A 25,522-nucleotide genomic window follows, 5' to 3' on the forward strand; every position below is an offset into this window, starting at 1 on the left:
CCAGGGCAACACCTCGCCGCGGTACACGATCTGGTCAGCGCGGCAGGCGTCTTTGAGCCGGCTTACTGGTCCTTGTCCGCCTTGAGTTCGCCCTTGGCGGCATCGTAGACAAACAGCCGCTTGGCCAGCGCGGGCTGGTAGTTGAGCATGTCGATCAGGAAGCTCAGGGCGCCCAGGTTGTTGCCGAGACGGTCGAAGGCGCCGGCCGTCTGGGCCTGCTGTTCGTCGGCGCCGGGCTTGAGCATGCGCTCGACCAGCTCGCGCATGTGGGTCACCGCCAGCGCCGCCTGGTCCAGGCCCAGCATGGAGAGCACGCCCTGCATCTGCGCCAGTTGCCCCGGCACCACGGCCAGCAGCTTCGTGTCTTCGGGCGTGCGGAAAAACTGGTCCAGCGATTTTTCCAGTGCGGCGAGGGACGAGTGCAACTCACCCACCACGCTGCCCATGGTCTGCTTGTCGTTGACGCGCTGGTAGAGCTGCTCCATCCAGGATTCCAGGGGCTGCGCCTTCCCGCCCTTGCGCGCGCTCTCGAGCCGCTCGGCGAGCCGCGCCGTGCGCGCCCACAGCTGGGGGTCGTTGGGATCGAAGTCGTCGAACACGGCCTCCAGGAAGAGCACGGCGGTGGCGAATTCCAGCGCCAGTTCGGGGCTGGGCGCCTGGCCGGAGCTGACCGTGCTTTCAATCACGCGGCCCATGGCACGCGCCAGCGATTCGCTGGGCGGGTGCAGCTTGACCAGCGAATCCGTGACCAGGCTGAACTGGTCGGTCAGCGTCTTGAACTTGCCGAGGTCGCCCGCGGTCGCCGCGGACCAGGTTTCCTTGGCCGAGCCGATGCGTTTGCGGGCCTGGGCGATCAGGGCCGGCGCGAAGCGGCCGAACTGCAGCGATTCATAGTCGACCGGCTTGAAGCGTTTCAAGCCGTAGGCCGAGCGCACCGCAGACAGCACGGGCGAGTCGGCGGCGCGCTGGACCTTGGCCTGGGAACACAGGAAGAGCAGGTCTTCGGCGAGCCGGGCCGAGGCCTCGGTGCCCTTGGCCAGCCACACGTATTGCAGCAGCACGCGCAAGGTGGCGCGCTTGACGTAGAGGTCGACGTTCAGCAGTCCTTGCGCCAGCGCCTCGAAAAAGCCGGCGGCGATTTTCCAGAAGGTCCTGGACTCAATGCCGGTTTGCGTCCAGGCGAAACCCAGGCAGATGTCGCTGAGGCTGCGCGCGGCCTCCGGGGCGCCGGTGCGGATCAAGGTCAGCATCAGCTTGTCGAGCAGTTGCCGGGTTTCATCGCCGTATTCGCAGGCGGGGACGGTGATGTCCAGCACCGGCTCAATCCAGCGCCACTCGAAAACCCAGAGGTCGGCGGGGTGGACGCGGTCGGCGCCGACCAGGCCCTGGATGTCGCGGTACTGGGGAAACAGCGACACGGCCGAGCCCGGCTTGCCCGCCAGGACGTTTTCCAGGTAGTGGACGATGGAGAAGCCGGCGAGCTCGATCTTGCCCGCGGCGTCCGGCGTGCACAGCGCCGGCGACTGGATGAATTTCTGCACCGCCGTTTCCATGGCGCGCAGCACCAGCGCGGGGGCACTCATGCCCACCATTTCGAGCGCGCCCACGGCCTGGTGCAACTGCTGGCGCGCGGTGCGCAACTGGGTCGCGTCCAGGGCGCCGATGTCGGAGTTCCGCCCGGCCTCGGCCTCGCGCATAAAACGTTTGAGGGCCTTGGTGGAGCCTTCCAGCGATTTGCGCAATTCTTCCAGCACCCAGGCCAGGGGGCCGAGGTCCAGCAGGGTCATGTCGAGTTCGGCGGGCGCTGAATTCAGGTCGTGTAGTTGCATGGGGTCAGGTCAGTGGGGGACTGAAGTTCGAATCGTGGAAATCGTGGAAATCGTTGGAATCGTGGTTTTGGGGAAAACGCTGCGTTTGGCAGGGCCTCCTCCTGTCGGGGAGGCGCTGGCCGCAGTCTATCCGCGTCCTTGCCGAATCAGAAGGGGAAAATACGGATGGGTTTACCCGGGCCGACCGGCGGTGGGGCGGGCGCGACAGACAGGCGTCGGCCGGGGGAAATGCGTGATGCACGCTATCGGCTTATAGCCGCCGGGGCGGCCCTGTCTCTGCTATTCTGGCCTGCACGCGTGCGCAGGTGTGATGGCGCCTTGTTGGCGGCCATCACCACCGGGCACGGCAGGACGGCAGCCTTGGCTTCAGACGCTACACCAAATTCATTACCCTCCTCATCGCCGGCCGCGGCAGGCGCCCTGACGGATTCGCCCGCGATGCGCGGCGCGGGCCGTGACCCGCTGTCGCTGGCGTTGATGGATGCGCGCAACAACACCCTGCACCTGTTCGCGCAATACCAGCATGCGCTGGAGGCCGGCTTCAGCCTGCCGCGGCTGGCCAACGTGAACCCGCCCTTGTGGGAACTCGGCCATGTGGGCTGGTTCCAGGAGTGGTGGATTGCCCGCAACATGCAGCGCGCCCTCGGTGAGCGCTGCGAGCCCGGGCAGACCCGGCTGGCGTCCATTGAACCGAACGCGGATCGCTGGTGGGGCGCGCAGGTGCCGCACGCCATGCGCTGGACACTGGACCTGCCCGACATGGCGAATTGCCGGGCCTACCTGCTGGACACGCTGGAAGCCACGCTGGAGCTGCTCGAAAAAACCGCGCCTGCCGGCCGGGGCGGCGAAGCCGGCGACGACGCGCTGTACTTCTACCGCCTGTGCCTGTTCTTCGAGGATATGCGCGGCGAAGCGCTGGTGCGCGGCGCGCAGACCCTGGGCCTGGCGCTGGACAAACCCCTGCAGGAGGCCTTCACGCCGGCGCCCATGGCGCTGCGCGATCCCCTGCTGGTCCCGGCCGCGGTGTGGCGGATGGGCAGCGATGGTGGCGTGGGTGGCGCGGGTTTTGCGTTTGACAATGAACAGGCGGCGCACGCCGTCAGCGTGCCGGAGTTCGAGATCGACGCCCAACCCGTCAGCTGGGCGCAGTATGTGGAGTTCGTCGGCGACGGCGGCTATGACCGCGAGGAGCTCTGGCACCCGGACGGCTGGCGCTGGCTGCAGGGCCAGGCCGCGGGCGAGGGCCGGCGCGGCCCGCGTTATGTGGACCAGATCGGCATCTCCAGCGGCGCGGTGATACAGAACCGTTTCGGCGTGCCGCGCCGTATGCAGGGCACGCAACCCGCCATGCATGTGAGCTGGTGGGAGGCCGATGCCTGGTGCCGCTGGGCGGGGCGCCGCCTGCCTGCCGAAGTCGAGTGGGAACTGGCCGCGCACGCGGCGGCGCGGCGCGGTTTCCACTGGGGCAATGTCTGGGAGTGGATGGGCAGCAGCTTCAGGCCTTATCCGGGTTTTGCGCCCGGCCCCTGGCAGGCCTATTCGCAGCCGCGCTTCGGCACGCACAAGGTGCTGCGCGGCGCATCCTTCGCGACGCGCGCGCGCATGAAAAACCCGAAGCACCGCGGCTTTGCCCTGCCGGGCCGGGACGATTTGTTCTGCGGCTTCCGTTCCTGCGCGCTGTGAAAACGGGAGGCGCGGCGTGCGCGGCTTACGTGGTTCGGGCGGTTCAGGCGGCCTTGCCGGGCTTTTCCTTGCGGAAGGTCCACCAGGGCAGGGTGGCGCGCAGGGACAGTACCTTGCCGCTCTGGGCTTGCTTGCCGCTGTAGCCGGGCAGTTCCTCCAGCGTGGCCTGCCAGTCGCGGCTTTGCAGTTCCTTGAGCAGCGCCTGCACCTGTGGTGTGGGCAGCTCGGACTTCAGGCAGACCAGGTGGTAGCGCTCCTGCGCCAGCGCCACAAAGCCCAGGCCTTTTTCACGCGCCGCCGCCTCGATGCCCAGGCCCGCGTCGGCCGCGTCGCTGGCGACGGCCTGGGCCACGGCCGTGTGCGAAGGCTCCTGGCGCAGGTAGCCCGCGACCGATGAGGCGGCCATGCCGGCCTTGGCCAGCAGCTCGTCGAGCAGCACACGCGTGCCCGTGCCTTCGGCGCGGTTGACGTAACGCAGGCCGGGCCGCGCCAGGTCGGCGATGCCGGTGATGCCCAGCGGGTTGCCCTTGGCCACGATCAGGCCCTGGGTGCGGTGGGCGAAGCCGATCAGCTTGTGCAGGCCGGGCTTGAGCAGGTTGCGGTAGCTGCGCGCGGTGACGGAATGGCTGCCCGGTTGCTCCAGCGTGTGGAAGCCGGCCATCATGCAGCGCCCGGCGTTCAGCGCCGCGATCGCGTCCACGCTGCCCATGAAGCGGATGTCCAGGTGCAGCCCGCGCGGGGCAGCCTGTTCGCGCAGGGCGGACAGCGCCGCGTCGTGGCTGGCATACAGCGTGAGCACATGGGCATCGTCGTCGAAGGCGGTGGAAAACGCGCGTTCTATGTCGCTGGTCAGGGCTTCGATCTGCGGCGCCAGCCGGGCCTGCGCCTGGCGCTCGGCCCACAGCAGTTTTTCGCCGAACTCGGTGAGCCGCGCGCGCTGGCCCTTGTCCCAGACGATGAGCTCGCGCCCCAGCGTCTGCTCCCAGTCCTTGAGCGCGCCCCACACGTGGCGGTAAGACAGGTCCAGCGCCTTGGAAGCCTTGGAGATGGAGCCCTGCTCACGCACCGCGTGGAGCAGGTCCATCAGCGGGTTGCGTATCAGCGCGCTTTTGCCGCGCTGCGGTGTCAGCAGGTAGGAGAGTTCGACTTTGTGCATGGCAAACGGTAAGTGCACTGATTATGAGTGCAGGGGCCGGCGGGGCAGGGAGGCGAAGGATCGATGCTCGTGCAACCTATGCAAACCCGTTCATAGCGATGATTCCTGATGTAAATCAAGGACTTAGGCCCTAGGCTAGAGTGCTCTCCAAATTCCTCAATGAACACCTTCTCCGACAGCGCCGCTACGGCCTTCTCCCTCATCACCTCGCTCGATCCTGTGCTGGCCGGCATCGTCGCCCGTTCGCTGGCCGTGAGCGCGTCGGCCTGCGTGATCGCCTGCGGTGGCGGCCTGCTGCTGGGCGCCTGGCTGGGCGTGTCGCACTTTCGCGGCCGCGGCGCGGTGCTGGCGCTGCTCAACACCGCGCTGGCTCTGCCCTCGGTGGTGGTCGGGCTGGTGGTCTATCTGCTGCTGTCGCGCACCGGGCCGCTGGGCTTTCTGGGCTGGCTGTTTTCCTTCAAGGCCATGGTGCTGGCGCAAGCCGTGCTGGTGCTGCCGGTGGTCACCGCGCTGGTGCGCCAGGCGATCGAGGATGCCGACCGCTCCCATGGCGAGCAGTTCCAGTCACTGGGCGCGGGCCGCTTCGTGCGCGGCCTGATCCTGCTGTGGGACGAGCGTTATGCCTTGCTGACGGTGCTGATCGCCGCCTTCGGCCGCGCCGTGTCGGAAGTCGGCGCGGTGATGGTGGTGGGCGGCAACATCGACGGCTTCACGCGCGTGATGACCACCGCGATCGCGCTGGAAACCAGCAAGGGCGACTTGCCGCTGGCACTGGCGCTTGGCATCGTGCTGCTGGGCGTGGTGCTGCTGCTCAACATCCTGATTGCTTGTGTGCGGCGCTGGCGCGAACAGTTCGACGACCGCCTGCCCGACCCGGCCAGCCTGGCCGCGCAGGGAGGGCCGGTATGACGCAGGTCTTCAACCTGCACGGCGTCGGTGTGCGCTTCGGCCGTGTGCAGGCGCTTAGCGATTGCACACTGCGCATCCAGGCCGGCGAACGGCTGGCGCTGGTGGGCTCCAACGGCAGCGGCAAAAGCACCTTGCTGCGGACCCTTAACGGCCTGGTCCGTCCCGTGGCCGGCAGCCTGCAGCATGACACGCAGGCGCGCCAGGCCATGCTGTTCCAGCGGCCCTACATGCTGCGCGCCAGCGTGCTGCACAACGTGGCCCTGGGCCTGTGGCTGGGCGGTGTGCGCTGGCCGGATGCCAAGGCGAACGCGCGGGCCGCGCTGGAGCGCGTGGGCCTCGAAGGCCTGGCCACGCGCAACGCCAAGGCCTTGTCTGGGGGCCAGCAGCAGCGCGTGGCGCTGGCGCGGGCCTGGGCGCTCAAGCCGCAGGTGCTGCTGCTCGACGAGCCCACCGCCAGCCTTGACCCCTCTGCCAAGCGCGAGGTGGAACGCCTCATGGCCGAGTTCGCCGAAGCCGGCATGACGCTGATCTTCAGCAGCCATAACCTGGGCCAGGTCAAGCGCCTGGCGCAGCGCGTGATTTACCTTGAGCAGGGCCGGCTGGTGGCTGACCTGCCGGTGGCGGAATTTTTCAACGGACCCGTTCCCGCCGCGGCGGAAGCATTTTTAAAAGGAGAACTCGCATGATCACCTTGAAGACCCTCAGGACACTCGTTCTGGTCCCGCTGGCCATGGCGGCCACGCTGGCCGCGGCGCAAACCGGCACCATCGTGATGGCGTCCACCACCTCGACCGAGCAGTCGGGCCTGTTTCCCTACCTGCTGCCCGAATTCAAGAAGGCCACGGGCATAGACGTCAAGGTGGTCGCCGTCGGCACCGGTCAGGCCATCGACATGGGCCGGCGCGGCGACGCCGACGTGCTCTTTGTGCACGACCAGGTCGCCGAAGAGAAGGTCGTGGCCGAAGGTTTTGCGATCAAGCGCTTTCCGGTCATGTACAACGACTTCGTGCTGGTAGGCCCAGCGGCCGACCCGGCCAAAGCCAAAGGCAAGGACATCGTCGAGGCCCTGAAAAAACTCAGCGCGGCGAATGCCAATTTTGTCTCGCGCGGCGACAAGAGCGGCACGCATGCCGCCGAACTGCGCTACTGGAAAAGTGCCGGCATCGAAACACCGGCCGACAAGCCGGCCTTTGCCAACTACAAAGCCTGCGGCTGTGGCATGGGCCCGGCGCTCAACATTGCGGCCAGCAGCGGCGGCTATGTGCTGGCCGACCGCGGCACCTGGCTGTCCTTCAAGAATCGCGGCGACCTGGCCGTGCTGGTCGAGGGCGACACGCGGCTGTTCAACCAGTACGGCGTGATGGTGGTGAACCCTGCGAAGCACCCGCAGACCAAGGCAGCCGAGGCGCAGAAATTTGTGGATTGGGTGATTTCACCCGCGGGGCAGGGGGTGATTGCGGGCTACAAGATTGGCGGCGAACAGCTGTTCTTCCCCAACGCGAACAAATGAGTTCCCCCCTGTCCATGCTCACTGCGTGTAGCTTGTTCCCCCCTCAAGGGGGCGGCGCCTGCGGTCTGGCAAAGCCAGTCCCGCGGCGCCTGCTGGCCTGGATTGCTGCGGTGCTTGTTTTTTCAGAGAGCTTGCCCATGGCGCATGCCCAGCCGTCCCCCGCGAACCCCGGCAGCGCGGAGCCGCTGCGCGTTTACGCCGCGGGCAGCCTGCGCGAGGCGCTCACGGAGATTGCGCGCGTTTATGAATCACGCACGGGCCTCAAAACCCAGCTGACCTTTGGCGCGTCCGGCCTGCTGCGCGAACGCATTGAAAAAGGCGAGCCGGCACAGGTGTTCGCATCGGCGGACACCCAGCATCCCCAGCGCCTGCATGAACTTTCCGCCGGCGGCGGTCGCTGGCTGCAGCCCACGCTTTTTGTGCGCAACCAGCTGTGCGCGCTGGCCGTGCCGGCGCTCAAGGCCGAACCGGGCAGGCTGCTGGACCTGATGCTGGACCCGGCCGTCAAGCTCGGGACTTCCACGCCAAAGGCGGATCCCTCGGGTGACTATGCCTGGGCGCTGTTCCGCAAGGCCGATACCCTCAGGCCCGGTGCTTACGCGGCGCTGGACGCCAAGGCCCTCAAGCTCACCGGTTCGCTCGAGGCGCCCCCGCCGCCGCCCGGCCGGAGCGTCTATGAGTGGCTGATCAGCGAAGGCCGCGCCGACCTCTTCCTGACTTATTGCACCAATGCCGTTGCGGTGCAGAAGGAACTGCCCCGCATGAGCGTGGTGCAAATTCCGGTCGCCTTGCAGGTGAGTGCGGCTTATGGGTTGACTGTGCGGGGTGGGGATGTTGCTGCTGGGGAGTTTGCCGGCTTCTTGCTGTCGGCGACTGCGCAGGAGGTGTTTCGCCGATTTGGCTTCGGCGCGCCTTAAGGAGGCGGGCCGGTCTTGCTCCGGCGGCGTGCTCTTTGCTGAGTGCTGTTGGCCGGGGGTTGCCCGGCAGCAAGTAACTTTCTTTTGCTTCGCCAAAAGAAAGTCACCAAAGAAAAGGCGACCCGCAGTCTGGGTCCCTACGCTTCGCTGCGGGCAACCTGCGGTGCTCGACTACGGCGGGGTCTCGCGCAAACTCGCCTTCGGCTCAAACAAGCGCGATCCCTGATCCGCCTACGTCTGCGCTCCTCGGCCCAGCCAGGACGGGGCAATCGGGAACGGGGACAGAAGGCAAATACCAAAGAACAAACCAAGACAAACAAGGACTCGCCTAGGCGAGTCCTTGTTTCTTCAGGTATTCGGGATTGGTATTCCTTCCCCACCCCTTGTGGATGCGCCGAGGAGCGCAGGTTCAGGCGGATCAGGGATCGCGTTGTTTGAGCCGAAGGCGAGTTTAGCGAGACCCCGCCTGAACCGAGCACCGCAGGTTGCCCGTAGCGAAGCGGAGGGACGCAGCAACCAGGGTCGCCTTTTCTTTGCTTACTTTTCTTTTGGCGAAGCAAAAGAAAAGTGAGTAGCCGCCGGGCTACCCCCGGCCAACCACCCTCAGCAAAGAGCGCAAGGCCGGAGCAAGAACCGGCCTGCCTATAATTGCCCCGTGCCCCACCACCCAGCCTCCCGCCAACCCCTCCCCGTATGGGAACGCCTAGCCACCTGGCTAGCCTTCCTGGCGGTGTTGTCGGCGCTGTGGGCACCGGTGTCCATGCTGGCCCAGGATGTGCAGACCGGCAAGCTGGGCGGCATCTGCAGCATCAACACCGCTTCATCCAGCGCCAGCGGTGATGCCGCCGGCGGCGACGCGGGCTCCACGGGCCTGCGCTGTGACCTCTGCGCTTCGCCTGGCCTGGTGCTGCCGCCTTTGCCGGTGGCCGCCGCTCCCTGTTCTTCCGGCGACTTTGTTGCCGTGGCGGATGTTCCGGCAAGCGCCGGTGCCGCCGTCCCCGGGCTGCCCTTCAGCCGCGGGCCTCCACTCATCTGATCTGAACCGCCTCGCCTGAGGCATTCCCGCGCGCGGCCTTGTTGCTGCGCGTCCGTTCATTTCAGAGTGTGAGTTTTCATGAACCTTTCCCGCACACCGTGCGCGCTTGCCTGGCGCGGCGCTACTGCGCTGGCCTTCCCCTTGGCGGCTTTCGCGCAGGCGCCATCGGCCGACGCGCCGGCAAAATCCCTGGGCGTGGTCACCGTCAACAGCGGCCAGCCGACCTCCCTGCCCACGCAGATCCCGACCACCATTGAAGGCATCACGCGCGAACAAATCGAGCAAACCATCAACGCCACCGACAGCGAGGACGCGCTCAAATACTTCCCCAGCCTGCTGGTGCGCAAGCGCTATATCGGCGACTACAACCACGCCATCCTGTCCAGCCGTGCCTCGGGCACGGGCAACAGCGCCCGCTCAGCGGTTTACGCCGACGGCATCCTGCTGTCCAACTACCTGGGCAACGGGATCGCCAATGGCACCAATTACGCGCCGCGCTGGGGCCTGGTGACGCCCGAGGAAATCGAGCGGGTCGACGTGCTCTACGGCCCGTTCTCGGCGGCCTACCCGGGCAACTCGGTGGGTGCGGTGGTGGACTACGTCACGCGCATGCCCACAAAGTTCGAGGCGCACGCCAAGCTCAGCGGTTTCACGCAGGACTTCAAGCTTTATGGCACCAACAGCAGCTTTAGCGGCAGCCAGGCCAGCGCCTCGCTGGGCAACCGCAGCGGTGACTGGTCCTGGTTCATCAACGCCAACCGCACGGAAAGCGCGGGCCAGCCGCTGACCTTCGCCACGCGCACGCTGAGCGCGGCGGCTCCCGCGGCCGGCGCTACGGTGGTGAGCGGCGCGGTGCCCGGGCTCAACACGCGCAACGTGCCCTGGCTGCTGCTGGGCGGCGCCACGCAGTACGAGACGCGGCAGGAGCACCTCAAGCTCAAGGTTGCCTACGATTTTTCATCCACGGTGCGTGCCAGCTACACGCTGGGCTACTGGAAGAATGATGCCGAGAACCGCTCGCAGAGTTATCTGCGTGATGCGGCGGGCGCACCGGTGTACAGCGGCAACGTCAGCATCAACGGCCGGGGCTACACGCTGGCGGCCAGCGACTTCGGCGTGAGCAACGAGGCACTCACCCACGTAATGCACGGACTGTCGGTCAAGTCGAACACGCAGGGCGTGTGGGACTGGGAGGTTTCGGCCAGCCTGTACGACTACCAGAAGGACCAGGTTCGCGCCGCCACCACCGCTCAGCCGGGCGCGCTGAACGGCGGCGTCGGCACCCTGCAGGACCAGGGCGGCACGGGCTGGAACACGCTGGCCTTCAAGGGCATCTGGCGGCCTGAGGGCGTCAAGGGCGCGCACATCGTGGACTTCGGTTTCCAGCAGGACAGCTACACGCTGCGCATCCTCAAATCCAATGCGGCGAACTGGCTCAGTAGCGGGCCGGGCGCGGTGGTCAGCGACGTGGGCGGCAAGACCCGCTTGCGCAGCGTCTATGCGCAGGATGCCTGGGCCTTCGCGCCCCAATGGAAAACCGTGCTGGGCGCGCGGCTCGAAAGCTGGACGGCCTCCGGCGGCTTCACCAGCTTCGGCGCGGGCAACCCGGCCAACACCGGCTATGCGGCGCGCAGCGAGAGCGCGGTGTCGCCCAAGGCGGCGCTGTCCTACCAGTGGTCGGCCGACACCACACTCAAGGCCTCTGCCGGCCGCGCCGTGCGTTTCCCGACGGTGGGTGAGCTTTACGGCGCGACGGCCAGCGTCAATTCGCAGTACATCAACGATCCGAATTTGCGGCCCGAGAAATCCTGGACCACCGAACTGACCGCAGAAAAAGACCTGGGCAACGCCTTGCTGCGCCTGACCTTGTTCACCGAGAACACGCGCGACGCGCTGTATTCGCAGACCACCTTCGACCCCGTCGCCAACAGCAACATCAGCCGCGTGCAGAACGTCGGGCGCATCAAGACCCAGGGCGTGGAACTGGCGTTCAGCGGCAACGACGTGCTGAAAAAAGGGCTGGACCTGAGCGGCAGCGTGACTTACGCTGATTCACGCATCAAGGACAACAGCGGCTTTGTGGCGGTGGCCGGCGACACGCTGGGCAAATACCAGCCGCGTGTGCCGGTGTGGCGCGCGACGGCATTGGCCAGCTACCGCTTCGACGCGGCCTGGACGGCCACGGTGGGCGCGCGCTACAGCGGCCGGCAATATTCCAGCCTGGACAACAGCGACGTCAATGGTTTTGCCTACCAGGGCACCAGCAAGTACTTCACGACCGACGTGCGCGTGCGCTACCAGGCCGGCAAGCAGTGGAGCGCGGCCGTCGGCATCGACAACCTGAACAACTACCAATACTGGAATTTCCACCCCTACCCGCAACGGACCTTGATGGCCGAACTCAACTTCAGCCTTTGACCCGCCGCTTTTTTTGCTTTTAAATTTTTACCCTCACCAAGGATGAACCATGAAACACCTGAACACGCTTAAAACCCTCGCCGCCTGTGCGCGTCCCTGCCTGGCGGGAGCCTTGTTCCTCGCCGCCTCGCTGCCCGCCGCCGCCCACGTCACGCTGGAATACCAGGTGGCCAATGCCGGCAGCTATTACAAGGGGAGCTTCAAGGTCGGGCACGGTTGCGGCAACTCGCCCGTCAAGCAGATCGTGGTCACCATTCCCGAGGGTGTGCAGGGCGCCAAGCCCATGCCCAAAGCCGGCTGGACGCTGGAAGTCACGCGTGAAAAACTGGCCCAGCCGCGGCAGGACCACGGAAAGGCCATCACCGAGGAAGTGTCCCGCGTCAGCTGGACGGCCAAGACGCCGGCCGACTACCTGCAGAACGACTGGTACGACGAGTTTGTGCTGCAGGCCAAGCTGCCCGCCAAGGCCGGCATGCTGTACTGGCCGGTCATGCAAGTCTGTGAAGAAGGCAAGGTCGACTGGGCGGAAGTGCCCAAGCCGGGCCAGAAACCGTCGGAGCTGCAAAACCCCGCCGCCGCGCTGGAATTGATGCCCGCGGGCGGTGGCGGTGAGCACAATCACTGAGCGCGCCAGGGCTGCCTTCTTCTTTTAAATCCAGTTCACCGTTTGAAGGAACACTTTGACATGACATCCGCAAAATTTTCAAAAACCGCACTCGCGTTTTCGTTGCTGCTGGGCGGCATGGCCGCCCTGGCGCAGACCGCCGCCGTCCAGGTCGAAGGCGCCTGGGCGCGCGCCACCGTGCAGGGGCAAAAGAGCACGGGTGCTTTCATGAGCCTCACCGCCAAAGACGCGACCCGGCTGGTCGGCGTGGCGTCCCCGGTCGCGGGCGTGGCCGAAGTGCATGAAATGAAGATGGAAGGCGACGTCATGAAAATGCGCGGCCTGCCGTCGCTGGACTTGCCGGCCGGCAAAAAGGTGGAGCTCAAGCAGGGCGGCGGCTACCACATCATGCTGATGGACCTGAAAGCGCCGCTGGCCAAGGACAGCACGGTTCCCGTGACCCTGCTGTTCAAGGACGCCAAGGGCGTGGAAAGCCGGCTGGAGCTGAAGTTGCCGGTGGCCACCGCGGCGCCGGGCGCAACCGGTGCCGCGGCAGAGCACAAGCACTAGGGCCTAGCCCTAGCCGCGCTTGCCCGGGCCCAGCCGACGGTACACCGTGGCCCGGCTTACGCCCAGCGCCTTGGCGGCCTGCAGCACATTGCCGCGCGCGTCGCTGACGGCCTTGCGGATCAGTGCGGTTTCAAGTTCCTTGAGCGGCCGGACCGAGTCGCCCGAAAGCGGCAATTGCAGCGAGGCTGGCGCGGCTTCCCGGCCCGCCAGCACCGGCAGCGCATGCAGGCGCAGGCCGGTCCACAGCGGCGCCTCCAGCACGCCGCCTTGCGCGGGGCTGCGGCGCTGCGCCGCGTCAAACAGCATTTCAAAGGGCATGGCAAACAGCTCACTGCAGTGCGGCATGCCGTCAGCCGTGGCGCCCAGGCGCGAGACCATTTGCCGCGCCGCCGGGTTGGCGCCGGTGACACAGCCGTCGGCGTCCACGCAGACCAGGCCGTCGGTGTCGTCGCCCAGCACCCGGCCCGGCCAGTTGAGCCGGATCAGCAAGGCATGGGGCCGGCCCAGCGTGAGCGCGTTCTCGATGCTGCGCGCGGACTGGGTGACCAGGTGCTTGAGTTCGGGCCGCTCGGCCGCTTCGATGCCTGTCAGGTCCAGCATGCCGGCGCAGTGCCCGTCGGGGCCGAACAGCGGCGCGCCGGCGCAGCTGTAGACCGAGGTTGCGTCGAAGAAGTGTTCGCCGCGATGCAGCCAGACCGGCTGCAGCTCGGTCAGCGCCGCGCCTATGGCGGTGGTGCCCACGCGCGCTTCCGACAGGTCGGTGCCTATGCGCGTGATCACGTCGGCGCGGCTGTCGCCGCGGTCTATGGGGCCGTTGACGTCGACCACCACGCCGGCCTGGTTGGTCAGGATGGCGAAGTAGCGGGTGTCGGCAATCGCGCGCCCCAGCCGCTCCAGCGCGGGTTTGGCCGCCTGCACCAGCTGGTGGTTGGCATCCTGGTGGCGCCGCGTTTCGGCGGCCGGAAGGATGTCGAAGGAAGGGGCTTGTTCGGGGCGCTGGCCGCTGGCGAGGCAACGCAGCCAGGAGCGCTCTATCCAGCTTTCCAGGGCCGGCATGGCATCGGCGGCCCCGGCTTCGCCATACAGCACCGCCTGCCGGGCATGCCCTATGCGCGCCAGCCGGTCCTGGCTGCCCATTGCGGGGGCGGGATGAAGGGAGGTCATGGAAGCCATGGCCGATTGTGGCCAATTCCGGCGGCCTGCGGTAGCCAGGGGCATTGCTTGAGTGCGCCGCTGTGGCAAAGGCCGGGGTTCACGGAGAGATTCAGCGGGCGTTGGCGGCGATCAGGAACATCGCGGACTTCAGGCCCGCCACCGTCATCAGCAGCGAACCCAGCACGTGCGCCGTGGCCGTGAGGGCCGCCAGGCCGTAACGCGCGTCCATCAGGAAGACCACCACCTCGGCCGAAAACGAGGAAAAGGTGGTCAGCCCGCCGAGGAATCCGGTCACCAGCGCCAGGCGCCAGACCGGGTCCAGGTGCGGCATGGCCTGGAAAGCCGCGATGCAGACACCTATCAGGTAGCCGCCTATCAGGTTGGCGGCCAGCGTGCCCCAGGGAATGATGCCGCCGGGCGTGAGCCAGAGGCTGAGGCTCCAGCGGGCCAGCGCACCCAGCGAGGCGCCTATCGAGATGGCAAGGACAGTCAGCATGGCGTGTGGGGGAGGTGAAGGAGGTGGGCTGGCTTTGGCGGGACAATGCAGCCATGACTTTAACCGCTGCATCCCTCTCCGGCGAGACCGGCTTCCTGGGCGTGGTCATGCTCGATACCCGTTTCCCCAGGCCGCCCGGCGACGTGGGCCATCCCGACGCCTTTGGCGTGCCGGTGCGCCAGCGCGTGGTGCGGGGCGCCTGGCCCGGCACGATTGTGCAGACGGCGGAGGGCTTGCGCGCCGCGGGCATGGCGCCGGCCTTTGTCGAGGCGGTGCAGGCACTGGAGGCCGAGGGCGCGCGCGCCATCACCACGAGCTGCGGCTTCCTGGTGCTGCTGCAGGCCGAACTGCAGGCGGCCGCCCGGGTGCCCGTGGTGACCTCCAGCCTGCTCCAACTGCCGGGATTGTTGGCACGCCAGCTCAGGGTCGGTGTGCTGACCATCAGCGTGGCCGCATTGGGTCCCGACCATTTGCTTGCGGCCGGCGTGCCGTCAGACCGCCTGGGTGATGTGGTGGTTCAGGGCGTGGAGCCCACCGGGGAGTTTGTGACGGCCATCCTTGGCAACCGTGACAGCCTGGATATGGAAAAAGCCCGCCGGGATGTGGTGGATGCGGCGATGGCGCTCAAACAGCGCGAACCTTCGCTGCAGGTCGTGGTGCTGGAATGCACCAACCTGCCGCCTTACCGGCAGGCGATTGAAGCGGCGACAGGCCTTAAGACCTGGGCGTTGACGGATGACGAACGGCTGCTGTGTCCTTGGCGATGAGCCGCCGCTGACCCATGCAAGCCCGCTACATCTTGCCCGGCAGCCATGTCGCGATCTGTGGGAAGAACCAGAGCAGCAGCACCATGCCGCACATCAGGAAGAAAAACGGCAAGGTGACCCGCGCGATGTAGGTGATTTCTTTTTTGGTCATGCCCTGGAGCACAAACAGGTTGAAACCCACGGGCGGCGTGATCTGCGCCATCTCGACCACGATGACGATGAAGATGCCGAACCAGATCAGGTCCAGCCCGGCCGCCTGCACCGTGGGAAGGATGACGCCCATGGTCAGCACCACCATCGAAATGCCGTCGAGAAAGCAGCCCAGGACGACGTAGAAGATGCTCAGCACGATGATGAGCATGAAGGGGCTCAGCCCCAGGCTTGAGACGAATTCGGCCAGGTGGCGTGGCAGGCCGATGTAGCCCATGCTCAGCGTCAGGAAGGCGGCGCCGGCCAGGATCAGCGCGATCATGCAATACAGGCGTGTCGCGCCCAGCAGGGATTCCTTGAAGGTGCTCCAGCTCATGGAGCGCTGCACCAGGGCCAGCACCAGCGAGCCGACAACGCCGATGGCCGCGGCTTCGGTCGCGGTGGCCACGCCGGTATAAATGGAGCCCAGCACGGCGCCGATCAGCAGCACGACCGGTATCAGGTGGCGTGATTCGTAGATTTTTTCACCGAAGCTCATCGCGGCATCGGGCGGCGGGATCTTGCCCTTGTTCAGCAGGGCCCAGACGACCAGGTAGCCGGAGAAAAGGGAGGCCAGCAGCAGGCCGGGGAAAACGCCCGCGATGAACAGCCGGGCGATGGACACGTCCGCGCTGACGCCATAGACGATCATGATGATGGACGGCGGGATCAGCAGGCCCAGCGTGCCGGCGCCCGCGAGCGAGCCTATCGTGATGTCTTCCGGGTAGCCGCGTTTGGCCAGCTCCGGCAGCGTCATCTTGCCGATGGTGGCGCAGGTCGCGGCCGAGGATCCCGACACCGCCGCAAAGATGGTGCAGCCGATGACGTTGGTATGCAGCAGGCCGCCCGGCAAGCGGCTGACCCAGGGCGCGAGGCCCTTGAACATGCTTTCGCTGAGCTTGGTGCGGAACAGGATTTCCCCCATCCACACAAACAGGGGCAGGGCCGTCAGCGTCCAGCTGGAGGAGGATCCCCAGATGGTGACCGCCATGGCGTCGCCGGCGGCGCGTGAAGAGAACAGCTGCATGCCTATCCAGGCAACGCCCGACAGCGTGAGGCCAATCCAGACGCCGGAGCCCAGGATCAGGAAAAGCGAAAGAATCAGCAGCGAGGTGATGGCGAGATCGGACATGAAGGTTCTTTGTTTTTCTATATTTATTCGTGATGCAGCGCTTCATCGCTGCCTGCCTGGGTACGCCGGCCCCGGATCTCCAGCACCAGCTCGTCGATGAAGGCGATCATCAGGATGACCGCGCCCACGCCCATGGTGATTTGCGGAATCCATAGCGGCGTGGCGTCGTTTCCGGTGGAGATGTCGTGGAAGGCATAGGAGTTGACCGACAGCATGACGCTGTACCAGGCGAACAGCATGGAAAGCGCCGTGGCCGCGGCCAGGGCCCAGATTTCCAGGGCGCGCCTGGCGCTTCCGCGGAGGCCGTTAAGGATCAGCGTGACCCGGATATGCTCACCCTTCTTGAGGGTATGGGCCAGCGCCAGGAAGCCGCTGGCCGCCATGCAGTAGCCCGCATACATGTCGGTCCCGCGCAGGGACCATGCGAACTGGCGGTCCAGCACGCCGGCCAGCACCGACAGCAGCGTGCCGACCATGAACAGCGCCCCAAGCCATGCCGCGCCGTCGTACAGCGCATCGAGCACGCGGCGCATGCTTATTTCTTCGCCGCGTTGGATTTGTCGAAGGCCGACAGCATCGCTTCGCCCTCGGCGCCGGCGCGCTTGGTCCAGTCGGCTTTCATGATGCCGCCCACCTGGCGCAGGTCGGCCACCAGCTTGGGCGAGGGGGTCATGATCTTCATGCCTTTTTCGGCCAGCGCTTTTTTGTAGAAGTCGTTCTTCTCCTCGCTGATTTTCCAGCCGCGGGTTTCGGCGTCGGCGGCGGCCTTCAGGACGGCGGCCTGGGTGGGAGCGTCCAGTGCGTCAAAGGATTTTTTGTTGACGATGACGGCATTCTTGGGCAGCCAGGCCTGCACGTCGTACCAGTACTTGATGCTTTCATAGGTCTTGGTGTCGTAGCCGGTCGATCCGGAGCTCATGTAGCTGTTGACGACGCCCGTCGCCATGGCCTGGCTCAGTTCCGCCGCCTGCACGGTCACGGGTTGCGCGCCGACCAGCTCGGCGATCTTGCTGGTGGCCGGGCTGTAGGCGCGCCATTTCAGGCCCTTCATGTCGGCAACGGCGGTGATTTCCTTGTTGACGTAAATGCCCTGGGGCGGCCAGGCCACCGTGTAGAGCAGCTTCATGCCTTGCGTGCCCAGCAGCTTTTCCAGTGCCGGCTTTTGCGCTTCGGCCAGCTTGTGCGCCGAGGCGTAACTGGAGGCCACGAAGGGCAGGCCGTCCGCGCCGAATATCGCGTTTTCGTTCTCGAAGTTGACCAGCAGGATTTCGCCGATCTGGGCTTGGCCGCCCTGCACCGCGCGTTTGATCTCGTTGGCCTTGAACAGCGAGGCGTTGGCATGCACCGTGATCTTGAGCTTGCCGCCGCTGGCCTTGTCGACGTCGGCGGCGAATTGCGTCAGGTTTTCCGTGTGGAAGTTGCTGGCTGGGTAGGCGGCGGGCAGGTCCCACTTGGTCTGGGCAAAAGCGTTGGCGCCGAAGGCGAGGGCGGCGGCCGTCAGGGTGATTCTGAATTTCATGAAAAGCTCCAGGGCAGGAAATTGATAAGTCGTAATAGGATAGACGCAAATCCCGCGCCAGTTCACCGGGCATACCCCGAAAACCGGCCCCCACCCGTTTCGCGACCCTGAGGCCCGCCATGAACCTGCGCTTTGTTGAAGCCTTTTATTGGGTGGCCTCGCTCAAAAGCATCTCGCGCGCCGCAGACAAGCTCTACCTCACACAGTCGGCCATGTCCAGCCGCATCGCCACGCTCGAAGACGAATTGGGCGTCCTGCTGCTGGACCGGGCTGGCAAGCAGTTCAAGCTCACGGTGGCGGGCGCGCGCTTCCTGGTCTATGCGCAAAAGCTGCTGGAGCTGCAGCGCGAGGTCAAGCAGGAGATGGGCTCGGGCGCGCCCATGGCGGTGTCCATGCGCATAGGCGCGATCGAGTCGGTGCTGCATTCCTGGCTGATTCCCTGGCTTGAAAAACTGCGGGTCGACCATCCCGGACTGGAGCTGGAACTCACGGTGGAAACCACGCCCATCCTGATGGACCAGGTACAGCGCGGCACGCTGGACCTGGTGTTCGCGGTGCTGCCGGCCTCGGCCGACGGCGTGCGCAACCAGGCCCTGCCGCCCATGGACATGGCGTTTGTGGGCAATCCGGCACTGCACAAAAAAAGAAATTACCGGCTCGACGAACTCGCGGAGATGGAACTGCTGACCTTCCAGAAGGGCTCGCAGCCGCACGTCACCCTGCTGGACCTCTTCAAGCAGAACCGCATGGAGCCCAAAAAGGTGCACGCGATTTCGTCGATCTCGGCCATGGTCCAGCTGGTGCAGGGCGGCTTCGGCGTGGCCTTGCTGCCGCGCGCGGCGGTGCAGCGGCTGACGGGCTTTGCCAGCCTCAAATTGCTGACCTGCGACAAGAAACTCAAGGCCCTGCCCATCCATGCCAGCTACCGCACGGACCCGACCTCGTCGACCGTGGAAACGGTGGTCAGGTCGGCCGTGGAGTTCGCGGGGGAAGGCGAGGGCGGCACCAAAACAGCCCGTAAATCGGCCGCCAAAACCCCGAAAACCGCCAAAAAAGGTGCATCAGGGTAAATCCCAATCATCGAAAAAATCTATGACGTAAGCAAAAAATTACTTGTTTGATTTCGTCATTTGCAAATCGCACACTTCGCCACATGTCATCCAACTGTCATGTTTTTACGAGGAGTGCGAAATGAAGAAGTCATGGTGGGCCCGAGTGGCCGCGGTACTGGCCGGCGCGGGCTTCTGTCTGCTTGCGCATGCGCAGCAGGAAATCAAGATCGGCGTGCTGTATCCGCTGACAGGCCCCGGCGCTTCGGTGGGCGCCGAGCTGCGCAGCGCGCTGGAGCTCGCCGCCGACATCATCAACAACGGCGCACCCGGTGTGTCCGAACTGCCGCTGTCCGCCGGCAAGGGTCTGCCCAACCTGAAGGGCGCGAAGATCAAGCTGGTGTTCGCAGACCACCAGGCCAACCCGCAAACCGGCGCGACGGAAGCCGAGCGCCTGATCACGCAGGAAAAAGTCGTGGCCCTCGTGGGTGCCTACAACAGCGCCGTGACGGCCACGGCCAGCCAGATCGCCGAGCGGGCCGGCATTCCCTTCCTGAACCCGGAATCCTCGTCGGCTTCGCTGACGCAGCGCAACTTCAAGTGGTTCTTTCGCACCACGCCGCATGACGACCTGTTCGTGCACAACGCCTTTGATTTCCTGAAAGAGCTCGAAGCCAAAAAAGGCATCAAGGCGGGCGTGGTCGCCAGCCTTAATGAAAACGGCTTGTGGGGCACGGAAACCACCAAGCTGCAAACCAAGCTGGCGCCCGAGTTCAAACAGAACCTGGTCAAGCAGGTGATGTACCCGGCCAAGACGACGCAGTTGACTTCCGAAGTGCAGACGCTCAAGGCCGCGAACCCCAACCTGGTGCTGCAGTCATCCTATACGGCCGATGCCATCCTGTCGATCAAGACCTACAAGGAGCTGGGCTTCTCGCCGGACATGATCCTGGCCAACAACGCGGGTTTTACCGACACCGACTTCATCAAGACGCTGGGCAAGGACGCCGACTACATCATCACGCGTGAGGTGTGGGCACTGGACCTGGCCAACCGCAACCCGCTGATCAAACAGGTCAACGATCTCTTCAACAGCCGCTACAAGATCAACTTCACCGGCAATTCCTCCCGCACCTTTACCGGCCTGATGGTGATGGCGGACGCCATCAACCGCGCGGGCTCCACCGAACCCGAGGCCATCCGCAAGGCGCTGGCCGCCACCGACATGCCCGGCAGCAAGCTGATCATGCCGTGGAAGGGCGTGAAGTTCGACGCGACCGGCCAGAACACCCTGGGCCAGGGCATCCTGGTGCAGATCATGGGCGGCAAGTACAACACGGTCTGGCCCTTCGACATGGCCTCGCGTGAAGTGACCTGGCCCATGCCGAAATGGGACCAGCGCAAGTAAGCCGCGGACTTTGACTTAAAAGCCAAGAGACAACCATGACCACGGAAATATTGCTTCAGACGCTGGCCTCCGGCATCCTGATCGGGCTGATCTACGCGCTGGTGGCTATCGGCCTGACCATGATTTTCGGTGTCATGGACATCGTGAACTTCGCGCACGGGGAATTCCTGATGCTGGGCATGTACTCGGCCTTCTGGCTGTTCGCCCTGTATGCGCTGGACCCCATGATCACGCTGCCGCTGACGGTCCTCATGCTGTTCGCCTTCGGCGTGCTGCTCTACAAGCTGGTGATCGTGCGCATCATCAACGCGCCCATGCTGTCGCAGATCTTCACCACCTTCGGCATCATGATCCTGCTGCGCGGCGTGGCCCAGTTCCTCTGGAAGCCGGACTTCCGCTCGATCGAGAACTCGGCCGTCAGCGGCACGGTCAAGCTGCTGGGTATACAGCTGGGCAAGCCGCAGCTGGTGGCCGGCGTGGGGGCCATCGTGGTCACCGGCCTGATCTACTTCTTCCTGAACAAGACCCGGCTGGGCGCGGCCCTGGAGGCCACCGCCTCCGACAAGGAAGCCGCGCGCCTCATGGGCATTGATTCGCACAAGATGTTTTCGCTGGCCTGGGGCATAGGCGCGGCCTGCGCCGGCGCGGCCGGCGTGCTGCTGTCGACTTTTTTCCCGATCTTTCCGGACGTCGGCGCCAATTTCATCCTGCTGGCCTTCGTGGTGGTCAACCTGGGCGGCTTCGGCAGCGTCTCGGGTGCTTTCTGGGCCGGCATCCTGGTCGGCGTGATCGAGGTCATGGGCGGCCTGCTGCTCGGGCCGCAGTACAAGACGGCCATCGTGCTGGTGCTGTTCCTCGGCGTGCTGATGTTCCGGCCCCAGGGCCTGATGGGCAAGGCGTGAGCGTTATGAAACACTCTATTTTTGCCTTGACCGCCCTGGCGATTGCCCTGGCCGTCCCCGCCGTGACGGACGCTTCTCACCTCAACATGGCCATCCTGGTGCTGATGGCGGCGCAGCTGGGCGTCGCCTGGAACATGGTGGGCGGCTACGCCGGCCAGGTGTCGCTGGGCCATGCGGCTTTTTACGGCCTGGGCGCTTATGCCTCGACCTTGCTGCTGGTCAAGTTCGGCGTCAACCCCTGGATAGGCGTGCTGGCCGGAGGCTTCGTCGCCGCACTGCTGAGCCTGGGTTTCGGCTGGTCCTGCTTCCGGCTCAAGGGCCACTACTTCGCGATGGCGACCATCGCGGTGGCCGAGCTGGTGCAGATCTTCTTCACCGAATGGGAATACGGCGGCGCCGCGGTGGGCCTGTATGTACCCATGGACCGGCAAGGCTGGCTGTGGATGAACTTCGCCACCAAGCTGCCGTATTACTGGCTGGCGCTGGGCCTGCTGGCCCTCACGCTGGCCGCCAACTGGTGGATAGAGCGCAGCTACCTGGGCTACTACTTCCGCGCCATCAAGGACGAGCCGGATGCGGCGCGCAGCATAGGCGTCAACATCGCGCGCTACAAGCAGGTGGCGCTGTCGGTCAGCGCCTTCTTCACCGCGGTGGGCGGCAGCCTGTACGCGCAGAAGGAGCTGTACATCGACCCGAACTCGGTGCTGTCGACGGCCCTTTCGATCAAGATGGCGCTGGTGTCCATTCTGGGCGGCGTCGGCACGCTGTTCGGGCCGGTGGTGGGCGCCGTGGTGCTGACCAGCATCGAGGAGTTCACGCGCATCGCTTTCGGCGGAACCGGGCGCGGCACCGACGTCATAATTTACGCGGGCCTGATCATCGTGATCGCGGTGTTCTACCCCACGGGCCTGATGGGCTGGCTGCGCAGCTTTCGCGAGCGCCGCGAGGCGCGCGCCCATGCCGGGCGCCAGATGGCCGCGCCGCAGGCCGCGGTGCAAACCCTGGGCAAGGAGGCCTCATGAAGCTGCTGGAAGTCAAACAGGTCAGCAAGCAGTTCGGCGGGCTGACGGCCAACCAGGACGTCAGCTTCAGCGTGGAGACCGGCCAGGTCGTCGGGCTGATAGGCCCCAACGGCGCGGGCAAGACCACGATGTTCAACTGCGTGGCGGGCTATTTCGCGCCGACCGCGGGCAGCATACTGCTGGGCGGACGCAACATCGCCGGCCTGCCGCCCGAGGCCTGTGCCCGGGCCGGCGTGGCGCGCACCTTCCAGATCGCGCGCACTTTCTCCAGTATGACGGCCTGCGAGAACGTGATGACGGCGGCCATGCTGCTGCAGCACAACGTGGCGAAAGCGCGCAAGGCCGCCATGGAGTGGCTGGCCTTCGCCGGGCTTGAACGCTTCGCCGACAGGCCCGCCGCCAGCATGACCATCAGCGAGCAGCGGCGCCTGGCCGTGGCGCGCGCGCTGGCCATACAGCCGCGCATCCTGCTGATGGACGAAGTCATGGCGGGCCTCAACCCGTCGGAAGTCCGCGAAGCGGTCGACGTGGTGCTGAAGATCCGCGACAGGGGCATTTCCTGCCTGATCGTCGAGCACGTGCTGGAAGGCATCATGCCGATTGCCGACAAGATCGTGGTGCTGGACCGCGGCGTGAAGATTGCCGAAGGCACGCCGAAAGAAGTCTCCAGCGACCCCGTTGTCATTACCGCTTACCTTGGGGACTGAAGATGCTGGAGATCAAAAACCTCAAGGTCTGCTACGACGACGTGCTGGCGATTTCCGACGTCAGCCTCAAGGTGGAGCCCGGAAAGATCGTGGCGCTGGTGGGCGGCAACGGCAACGGCAAATCCACCACCTTGCGCGCCGTGGCGGGCCTCAATGCGGCCGCGGCCGGCAGCATCAGTTTCAACGGCGCGGATATCCACCGCATGCCGGCGCACAAGCGCGTGCCGCTGGGCCTGTCGCTGGTGCCCGAGGGCCGGCGCCTGTTTCCGCGGCTGACGGTGCTGCGCAACCTCGAGCTGGGTGCCTTCACGCGCATGGACAGGCACGAAGTCGCGCGCGGCATCGCCGAGATGCTGGAGCTGTTTCCCATCCTCAAGGAGCGCGCCGCGCAGCTGGCCGGCACCATGAGCGGGGGCGAGCAGCAGATGCTGGCGATTGCCCGCGGCCTGATGGCACGGCCCAAACTGCTGATGCTGGACGAGCCGTCCTGGGGCATCGCGCCCAAGTTCGTCACCAAGGTGCTGGAAGTGATACAGCAGGTCAACGCCACCGGCGTGTCGATTTTGCTGGTGGAACAGAACCTGCAAAAGGCCCTCAACATCGCGCATTACGGCTACGTCATCCAGACCGGCCGCATCGTGATGCAGGGCAGCGGGCAGGACCTGCTCAATGACGACAGCATCAAGAAGGCTTACCTGGGTCTTTAAATCCGACCTGGCCACCCATTTATTGCCATCAAGCTTTACCCCAACACCATGAACAAGATTTTCGATCGTCCCGCCGACCTCCGCATGGCCAGCCGCCGCGGCGAGTTTTCCTTGCCCACCGCGGGGCACGCTGACGGCCACATCCAGGCCAACCTCATGATCGTGCCGCAGGCGCAAGCCTTTGACTTCCTGCTGTTTTGCCAGCGCAACCCCAAGCCCTGCCCGCTGGTGGAGGTGCTGAAAGCCGGCGCCACGGAGCCCCTGTGCGCCCCCGGCGCGGACATCACGACCGACATTCCGGGCTACCGCGTTTATCGCGACGGTGAATTTGTGGAAGAGCGTGCCGAGATCCGCTCGATCTGGCGGGACGACCATGTGGCATTCCTGATCGGCTGCAGCTTTTCCTTCGAGGCCGCCGTCATGCAGGCCGGCATTTCTTTGAGGCACGTCGAGCAGGGCCGCAATGTCGCTATGTTCCGTACCAGCCTCCAGTGCCAGCCCGCCGGTGTATTCAGCGGCGAAATGGTCGTCACCATGCGGCCCATCAAGAGCCGCGACGTGGCGAAGGTGGTGGAAATTTCTGGCCGGTTTGACGTCGCGCACGGGGCGCCCGTTCACATCGGCAATCCGGAGGCCATCGGTATCACCGACCTGTCGCGCCCGGATTACGGTGATGCGGTCGACATCAGGGACGACGAAGTCCCGGTGTTCTGGGGTTGCGGTGTCACGCCGCAGTGGGTTGCCCAGAAAAGCCGTTTGTCGATGTGCATCACCCATGCGCCGGGCAAGATGTTTGTGACCGACCTGAAAGGGTGAGTTCCATGCACCCGCCGCCGGGCTGATCCTCAACTCCCAAGGAGTTCTCCATGAAAGCAGTTTTGATAGCCGCGCTCGTCGCGGCGGGGGCAGCGCACGCCCAGACGACCTGGAAGCTGGCCACGGGCTACCGGGCGGAATCCTTCCATACGCAGAACATCTACCAGTTTGCGCGCGAGGTGGAAAAGGCCACGGCCGGCCAGTTGTTGATCGAAGTGCATCCCAATAACACGATGTTCAAGCTGGGCGACATCAGCCCGGCGGTGCAGCAGGGCAAAACCGAGGCCGGCGAGACCATCATGTCCAGCATGGTGAAGGACATCCCGCTGGCCGGCGCGGACTCCATTCCTTTCGTCGTCACTTCCTACAAGGACGCGCAACGCCTCTGGAAACTGCAGCGCCCCGGCCTGGAAAAGCATTTCAACGAACGCGGCATGAAACTTCTTTACGCCGTGCCGTGGCCGCCGCAAGGCCTGCATTCGAACAAACCAGTGCGGGGCCCGGCGGACTTTCGCGGCACCCAGATGCGCACCTACAACCAGACCACCCTGCGCATCGCCGAGATGCTGGGCGCCAAACCGGTGGACGTGGCCATGGTCGATGTGGGCAAGGCGCTGGCCGAAGGCCGTATGGACAACATGATCACCTCGGCGCTGACCGGCGTGGAGAACAAGGTGTGGGGCCCGATCAAGTATTACTACGAGATCAACGCCTGGTTCCCGAAAAATGCGGTGTTTGTGAACACCAAGGCCTTCGAGGCGCTGAAGCCCGAAGCGCGCGCCGCCGTGCTCAAGGCGGCGGGCGAGGCGGAGGTCCGCGGCTGGCAGGCCAGCCAGGCACTGGCCGCCGGCGCCACCGAGGAACTGCGCGCCAACGGCGTCAAGATAGAGCGCATTTCGCCCGAACTGGACACCGAGATCAAGCGCATGGGCGAGAAGTTCTCGCGCGAGTGGATACGCTCCGTGGGCAATGAGGCCAATGACATTTTTGTGCCCTACTACATGCCGCAATAAGGCGGGAC

25 protein-coding genes are annotated in these 25,522 nt (G+C 65.4%); 18 read left to right on the top strand and 7 right to left on the bottom strand.

What is annotated here, in order from left to right:
- Window positions 1-62: 62 nt before the first annotated feature.
- Entirely contained in the window at window positions 63-1,829 is a 1,767-nt protein-coding gene (locus AC1D0O_RS10970; RefSeq protein WP_477653554.1) for a FimL-related protein, read from the bottom strand.
- Window positions 1,830-2,267: 438 nt separating this feature from the next.
- Here AC1D0O_RS10970 and senA point away from each other — a divergent pair, with 438 nt between their 5' ends.
- On the top strand, window positions 2,268-3,512 hold the full coding sequence (senA, locus tag AC1D0O_RS10975) for a selenoneine synthase SenA (RefSeq protein ID WP_477653676.1): 1,245 nt from the start codon (window positions 2,268-2,270) through the stop codon (window positions 3,510-3,512).
- A gap of 43 nt (window positions 3,513-3,555) precedes the next feature.
- Here the strand turns inward: senA and AC1D0O_RS10980 are convergent, their stop codons facing one another.
- Window positions 3,556-4,668: a substrate-binding domain-containing protein gene (locus tag AC1D0O_RS10980; RefSeq protein ID WP_477653555.1), complete on the bottom strand. Its 1,113-nt coding sequence runs from the start codon at window positions 4,666-4,668 to the stop codon at window positions 3,556-3,558.
- Window positions 4,669-4,827: 159 nt separating this feature from the next.
- Between AC1D0O_RS10980 and AC1D0O_RS10985 the strand changes: the two genes are divergently transcribed.
- From AC1D0O_RS10985 to AC1D0O_RS11020, 8 genes are all read left to right on the top strand, one after another.
- Window positions 4,828-5,577, top strand: coding sequence for an ABC transporter permease (locus AC1D0O_RS10985; RefSeq protein ID WP_477653556.1), 750 nt, complete (start codon window positions 4,828-4,830; stop codon window positions 5,575-5,577).
- A complete protein-coding gene (locus AC1D0O_RS10990) occupies window positions 5,574-6,263 on the top strand; it encodes an ABC transporter ATP-binding protein (protein ID WP_477653557.1) in 690 nt (229 codons plus the stop codon). The genes AC1D0O_RS10985 and AC1D0O_RS10990 overlap by 4 nt, the downstream gene beginning before the upstream one ends.
- Window positions 6,260-7,087: an ABC transporter substrate-binding protein gene (locus tag AC1D0O_RS10995; protein WP_477653558.1), complete on the top strand. Its 828-nt coding sequence runs from the start codon at window positions 6,260-6,262 to the stop codon at window positions 7,085-7,087. The genes AC1D0O_RS10990 and AC1D0O_RS10995 overlap by 4 nt, the downstream gene beginning before the upstream one ends.
- A gap of 137 nt (window positions 7,088-7,224) precedes the next feature.
- A complete protein-coding gene (locus AC1D0O_RS11000; RefSeq protein ID WP_477653559.1) occupies window positions 7,225-8,004 on the top strand; it encodes a molybdate ABC transporter substrate-binding protein in 780 nt (259 codons plus the stop codon).
- Window positions 8,005-8,659: 655 nt separating this feature from the next.
- On the top strand, window positions 8,660-9,040 hold the full coding sequence (locus AC1D0O_RS11005) for a DUF2946 family protein (protein WP_477653560.1): 381 nt from the start codon (window positions 8,660-8,662) through the stop codon (window positions 9,038-9,040).
- Window positions 9,041-9,118: 78 nt separating this feature from the next.
- Window positions 9,119-11,458, top strand: a complete 2,340-nt coding sequence (locus tag AC1D0O_RS11010; RefSeq protein ID WP_477653561.1) for a TonB-dependent receptor — start codon at window positions 9,119-9,121, stop codon at window positions 11,456-11,458.
- A 49-nt stretch (window positions 11,459-11,507) separates the two neighbouring features.
- Window positions 11,508-12,083, top strand: coding sequence for a YcnI family copper-binding membrane protein (locus AC1D0O_RS11015; protein WP_477653562.1), 576 nt, complete (start codon window positions 11,508-11,510; stop codon window positions 12,081-12,083).
- A gap of 60 nt (window positions 12,084-12,143) precedes the next feature.
- Complete coding sequence (locus tag AC1D0O_RS11020; RefSeq protein ID WP_477653563.1) at window positions 12,144-12,632, top strand: copper chaperone PCu(A)C; 489 nt, start codon at window positions 12,144-12,146, stop codon at window positions 12,630-12,632.
- A 9-nt stretch (window positions 12,633-12,641) separates the two neighbouring features.
- Here the strand turns inward: AC1D0O_RS11020 and AC1D0O_RS11025 are convergent, their stop codons facing one another.
- Window positions 12,642-13,805, bottom strand: coding sequence for a helix-turn-helix domain-containing protein (locus tag AC1D0O_RS11025; protein ID WP_477653564.1), 1,164 nt, complete (start codon window positions 13,803-13,805; stop codon window positions 12,642-12,644).
- A 91-nt stretch (window positions 13,806-13,896) separates the two neighbouring features.
- A complete protein-coding gene (gene crcB / locus AC1D0O_RS11030; protein WP_477653565.1) occupies window positions 13,897-14,283 on the bottom strand; it encodes a fluoride efflux transporter CrcB in 387 nt (128 codons plus the stop codon).
- A gap of 53 nt (window positions 14,284-14,336) precedes the next feature.
- Between crcB and AC1D0O_RS11035 the strand changes: the two genes are divergently transcribed.
- On the top strand, window positions 14,337-15,050 hold the full coding sequence (locus AC1D0O_RS11035; protein ID WP_477653566.1) for an aspartate/glutamate racemase family protein: 714 nt from the start codon (window positions 14,337-14,339) through the stop codon (window positions 15,048-15,050).
- A gap of 25 nt (window positions 15,051-15,075) precedes the next feature.
- Here AC1D0O_RS11035 and AC1D0O_RS11040 read toward each other — a convergent pair whose 3' ends face one another.
- Genes AC1D0O_RS11040 through AC1D0O_RS11050 form a run of 3 tightly spaced genes read right to left on the bottom strand, consistent with a single transcriptional unit; the run spans window position 15,076 to window position 17,890 of the window.
- A complete protein-coding gene (locus AC1D0O_RS11040) occupies window positions 15,076-16,371 on the bottom strand; it encodes a TRAP transporter large permease (RefSeq protein ID WP_477653567.1) in 1,296 nt (431 codons plus the stop codon).
- Window positions 16,372-16,394: 23 nt separating this feature from the next.
- Window positions 16,395-16,904: a TRAP transporter small permease gene (locus AC1D0O_RS11045; RefSeq protein WP_477653568.1), complete on the bottom strand. Its 510-nt coding sequence runs from the start codon at window positions 16,902-16,904 to the stop codon at window positions 16,395-16,397.
- Window positions 16,905-16,906: 2 nt separating this feature from the next.
- Window positions 16,907-17,890 (bottom strand): TRAP transporter substrate-binding protein, encoded by a 984-nt coding sequence (locus AC1D0O_RS11050; protein ID WP_477653569.1) that lies wholly within the window; start codon window positions 17,888-17,890, stop codon window positions 16,907-16,909.
- A gap of 119 nt (window positions 17,891-18,009) precedes the next feature.
- On the opposite strand from AC1D0O_RS11050, the gene AC1D0O_RS11055 reads away from it, so the two are divergent.
- The 8 genes from AC1D0O_RS11055 to AC1D0O_RS11090 all read left to right on the top strand — a co-directional run bounded on the left by AC1D0O_RS11055 (window position 18,010) and on the right by AC1D0O_RS11090 (window position 25,514).
- A complete protein-coding gene (locus AC1D0O_RS11055) occupies window positions 18,010-18,960 on the top strand; it encodes a LysR family transcriptional regulator (RefSeq protein WP_477653570.1) in 951 nt (316 codons plus the stop codon).
- 121 nt (window positions 18,961-19,081) lie between these two features.
- A complete protein-coding gene (locus AC1D0O_RS11060) occupies window positions 19,082-20,347 on the top strand; it encodes an ABC transporter substrate-binding protein (RefSeq protein WP_477653571.1) in 1,266 nt (421 codons plus the stop codon).
- Window positions 20,348-20,382: 35 nt separating this feature from the next.
- The gene (locus AC1D0O_RS11065) at window positions 20,383-21,249 is read left to right on the top strand and encodes a branched-chain amino acid ABC transporter permease (RefSeq protein WP_477653572.1); all 867 of its coding nucleotides are present in this window, start codon (window positions 20,383-20,385) and stop codon (window positions 21,247-21,249) included.
- A 5-nt stretch (window positions 21,250-21,254) separates the two neighbouring features.
- Window positions 21,255-22,271 carry a branched-chain amino acid ABC transporter permease gene (locus AC1D0O_RS11070; RefSeq protein WP_477653573.1) on the top strand — a complete coding sequence of 339 codons (1,017 nt, stop codon included), beginning with the start codon at window positions 21,255-21,257 and terminating at the stop codon, window positions 22,269-22,271.
- Window positions 22,268-22,978, top strand: coding sequence for an ABC transporter ATP-binding protein (locus AC1D0O_RS11075; protein ID WP_477653574.1), 711 nt, complete (start codon window positions 22,268-22,270; stop codon window positions 22,976-22,978). The genes AC1D0O_RS11070 and AC1D0O_RS11075 overlap by 4 nt, the downstream gene beginning before the upstream one ends.
- A 2-nt stretch (window positions 22,979-22,980) precedes the next feature.
- Window positions 22,981-23,685, top strand: a complete 705-nt coding sequence (locus tag AC1D0O_RS11080) for an ABC transporter ATP-binding protein (RefSeq protein ID WP_477653575.1) — start codon at window positions 22,981-22,983, stop codon at window positions 23,683-23,685.
- A 48-nt stretch (window positions 23,686-23,733) separates the two neighbouring features.
- Complete coding sequence (locus tag AC1D0O_RS11085; protein ID WP_477653576.1) at window positions 23,734-24,501, top strand: putative hydro-lyase; 768 nt, start codon at window positions 23,734-23,736, stop codon at window positions 24,499-24,501.
- A 50-nt stretch (window positions 24,502-24,551) separates the two neighbouring features.
- Window positions 24,552-25,514: a TRAP transporter substrate-binding protein gene (locus AC1D0O_RS11090; protein ID WP_477653577.1), complete on the top strand. Its 963-nt coding sequence runs from the start codon at window positions 24,552-24,554 to the stop codon at window positions 25,512-25,514.
- Window positions 25,515-25,522: the final 8 nt, after the last annotated feature.

Source organism: Polaromonas sp. P1_F2 (assembly GCF_056405735.1).

Excerpts from the sequence above, each read along its gene's own strand:
- AC1D0O_RS11020 (WP_477653563.1), top strand. The coding sequence starts at position 12,144 with ATGACATCCGCAAAATTTTCAAAAACCGCACTCGCGTTTTCGTTGCTG.
- AC1D0O_RS11090 (WP_477653577.1), top strand. The coding sequence starts at position 24,552 with ATGAAAGCAGTTTTGATAGCCGCGCTCGTCGCGGCGGGGGCAGCGCAC.
- AC1D0O_RS11085 (WP_477653576.1), top strand. The coding sequence starts at position 23,734 with ATGAACAAGATTTTCGATCGTCCCGCCGACCTCCGCATGGCCAGCCGC.
- AC1D0O_RS11050 (WP_477653569.1), bottom strand. The coding sequence starts at position 17,890 with ATGAAATTCAGAATCACCCTGACGGCCGCCGCCCTCGCCTTCGGCGCC.
- AC1D0O_RS11065 (WP_477653572.1), top strand. The coding sequence starts at position 20,383 with ATGACCACGGAAATATTGCTTCAGACGCTGGCCTCCGGCATCCTGATC.
- AC1D0O_RS11070 (WP_477653573.1), top strand. The coding sequence starts at position 21,255 with ATGAAACACTCTATTTTTGCCTTGACCGCCCTGGCGATTGCCCTGGCC.
- AC1D0O_RS11025 (WP_477653564.1), bottom strand. The coding sequence starts at position 13,805 with ATGGCTTCCATGACCTCCCTTCATCCCGCCCCCGCAATGGGCAGCCAG.
- AC1D0O_RS10980 (WP_477653555.1), bottom strand. The coding sequence starts at position 4,668 with ATGCACAAAGTCGAACTCTCCTACCTGCTGACACCGCAGCGCGGCAAA.
- AC1D0O_RS11075 (WP_477653574.1), top strand. The coding sequence starts at position 22,268 with ATGAAGCTGCTGGAAGTCAAACAGGTCAGCAAGCAGTTCGGCGGGCTG.
- AC1D0O_RS10990 (WP_477653557.1), top strand. The coding sequence starts at position 5,574 with ATGACGCAGGTCTTCAACCTGCACGGCGTCGGTGTGCGCTTCGGCCGT.
- AC1D0O_RS11010 (WP_477653561.1), top strand. The coding sequence starts at position 9,119 with ATGAACCTTTCCCGCACACCGTGCGCGCTTGCCTGGCGCGGCGCTACT.
- AC1D0O_RS10970 (WP_477653554.1), bottom strand. The coding sequence starts at position 1,829 with ATGCAACTACACGACCTGAATTCAGCGCCCGCCGAACTCGACATGACC.
- AC1D0O_RS11040 (WP_477653567.1), bottom strand. The coding sequence starts at position 16,371 with ATGTCCGATCTCGCCATCACCTCGCTGCTGATTCTTTCGCTTTTCCTG.
- AC1D0O_RS11060 (WP_477653571.1), top strand. The coding sequence starts at position 19,082 with ATGAAGAAGTCATGGTGGGCCCGAGTGGCCGCGGTACTGGCCGGCGCG.
- senA (WP_477653676.1), top strand. The coding sequence starts at position 2,268 with ATGCGCGGCGCGGGCCGTGACCCGCTGTCGCTGGCGTTGATGGATGCG.
- AC1D0O_RS11045 (WP_477653568.1), bottom strand. The coding sequence starts at position 16,904 with ATGCGCCGCGTGCTCGATGCGCTGTACGACGGCGCGGCATGGCTTGGG.
- AC1D0O_RS11055 (WP_477653570.1), top strand. The coding sequence starts at position 18,010 with ATGAACCTGCGCTTTGTTGAAGCCTTTTATTGGGTGGCCTCGCTCAAA.
- AC1D0O_RS11080 (WP_477653575.1), top strand. The coding sequence starts at position 22,981 with ATGCTGGAGATCAAAAACCTCAAGGTCTGCTACGACGACGTGCTGGCG.
- AC1D0O_RS11035 (WP_477653566.1), top strand. The coding sequence starts at position 14,337 with ATGACTTTAACCGCTGCATCCCTCTCCGGCGAGACCGGCTTCCTGGGC.
- AC1D0O_RS10995 (WP_477653558.1), top strand. The coding sequence starts at position 6,260 with ATGATCACCTTGAAGACCCTCAGGACACTCGTTCTGGTCCCGCTGGCC.
- crcB (WP_477653565.1), bottom strand. The coding sequence starts at position 14,283 with ATGCTGACTGTCCTTGCCATCTCGATAGGCGCCTCGCTGGGTGCGCTG.
- AC1D0O_RS11000 (WP_477653559.1), top strand. The coding sequence starts at position 7,225 with ATGGCGCATGCCCAGCCGTCCCCCGCGAACCCCGGCAGCGCGGAGCCG.
- AC1D0O_RS10985 (WP_477653556.1), top strand. The coding sequence starts at position 4,828 with ATGAACACCTTCTCCGACAGCGCCGCTACGGCCTTCTCCCTCATCACC.
- AC1D0O_RS11015 (WP_477653562.1), top strand. The coding sequence starts at position 11,508 with ATGAAACACCTGAACACGCTTAAAACCCTCGCCGCCTGTGCGCGTCCC.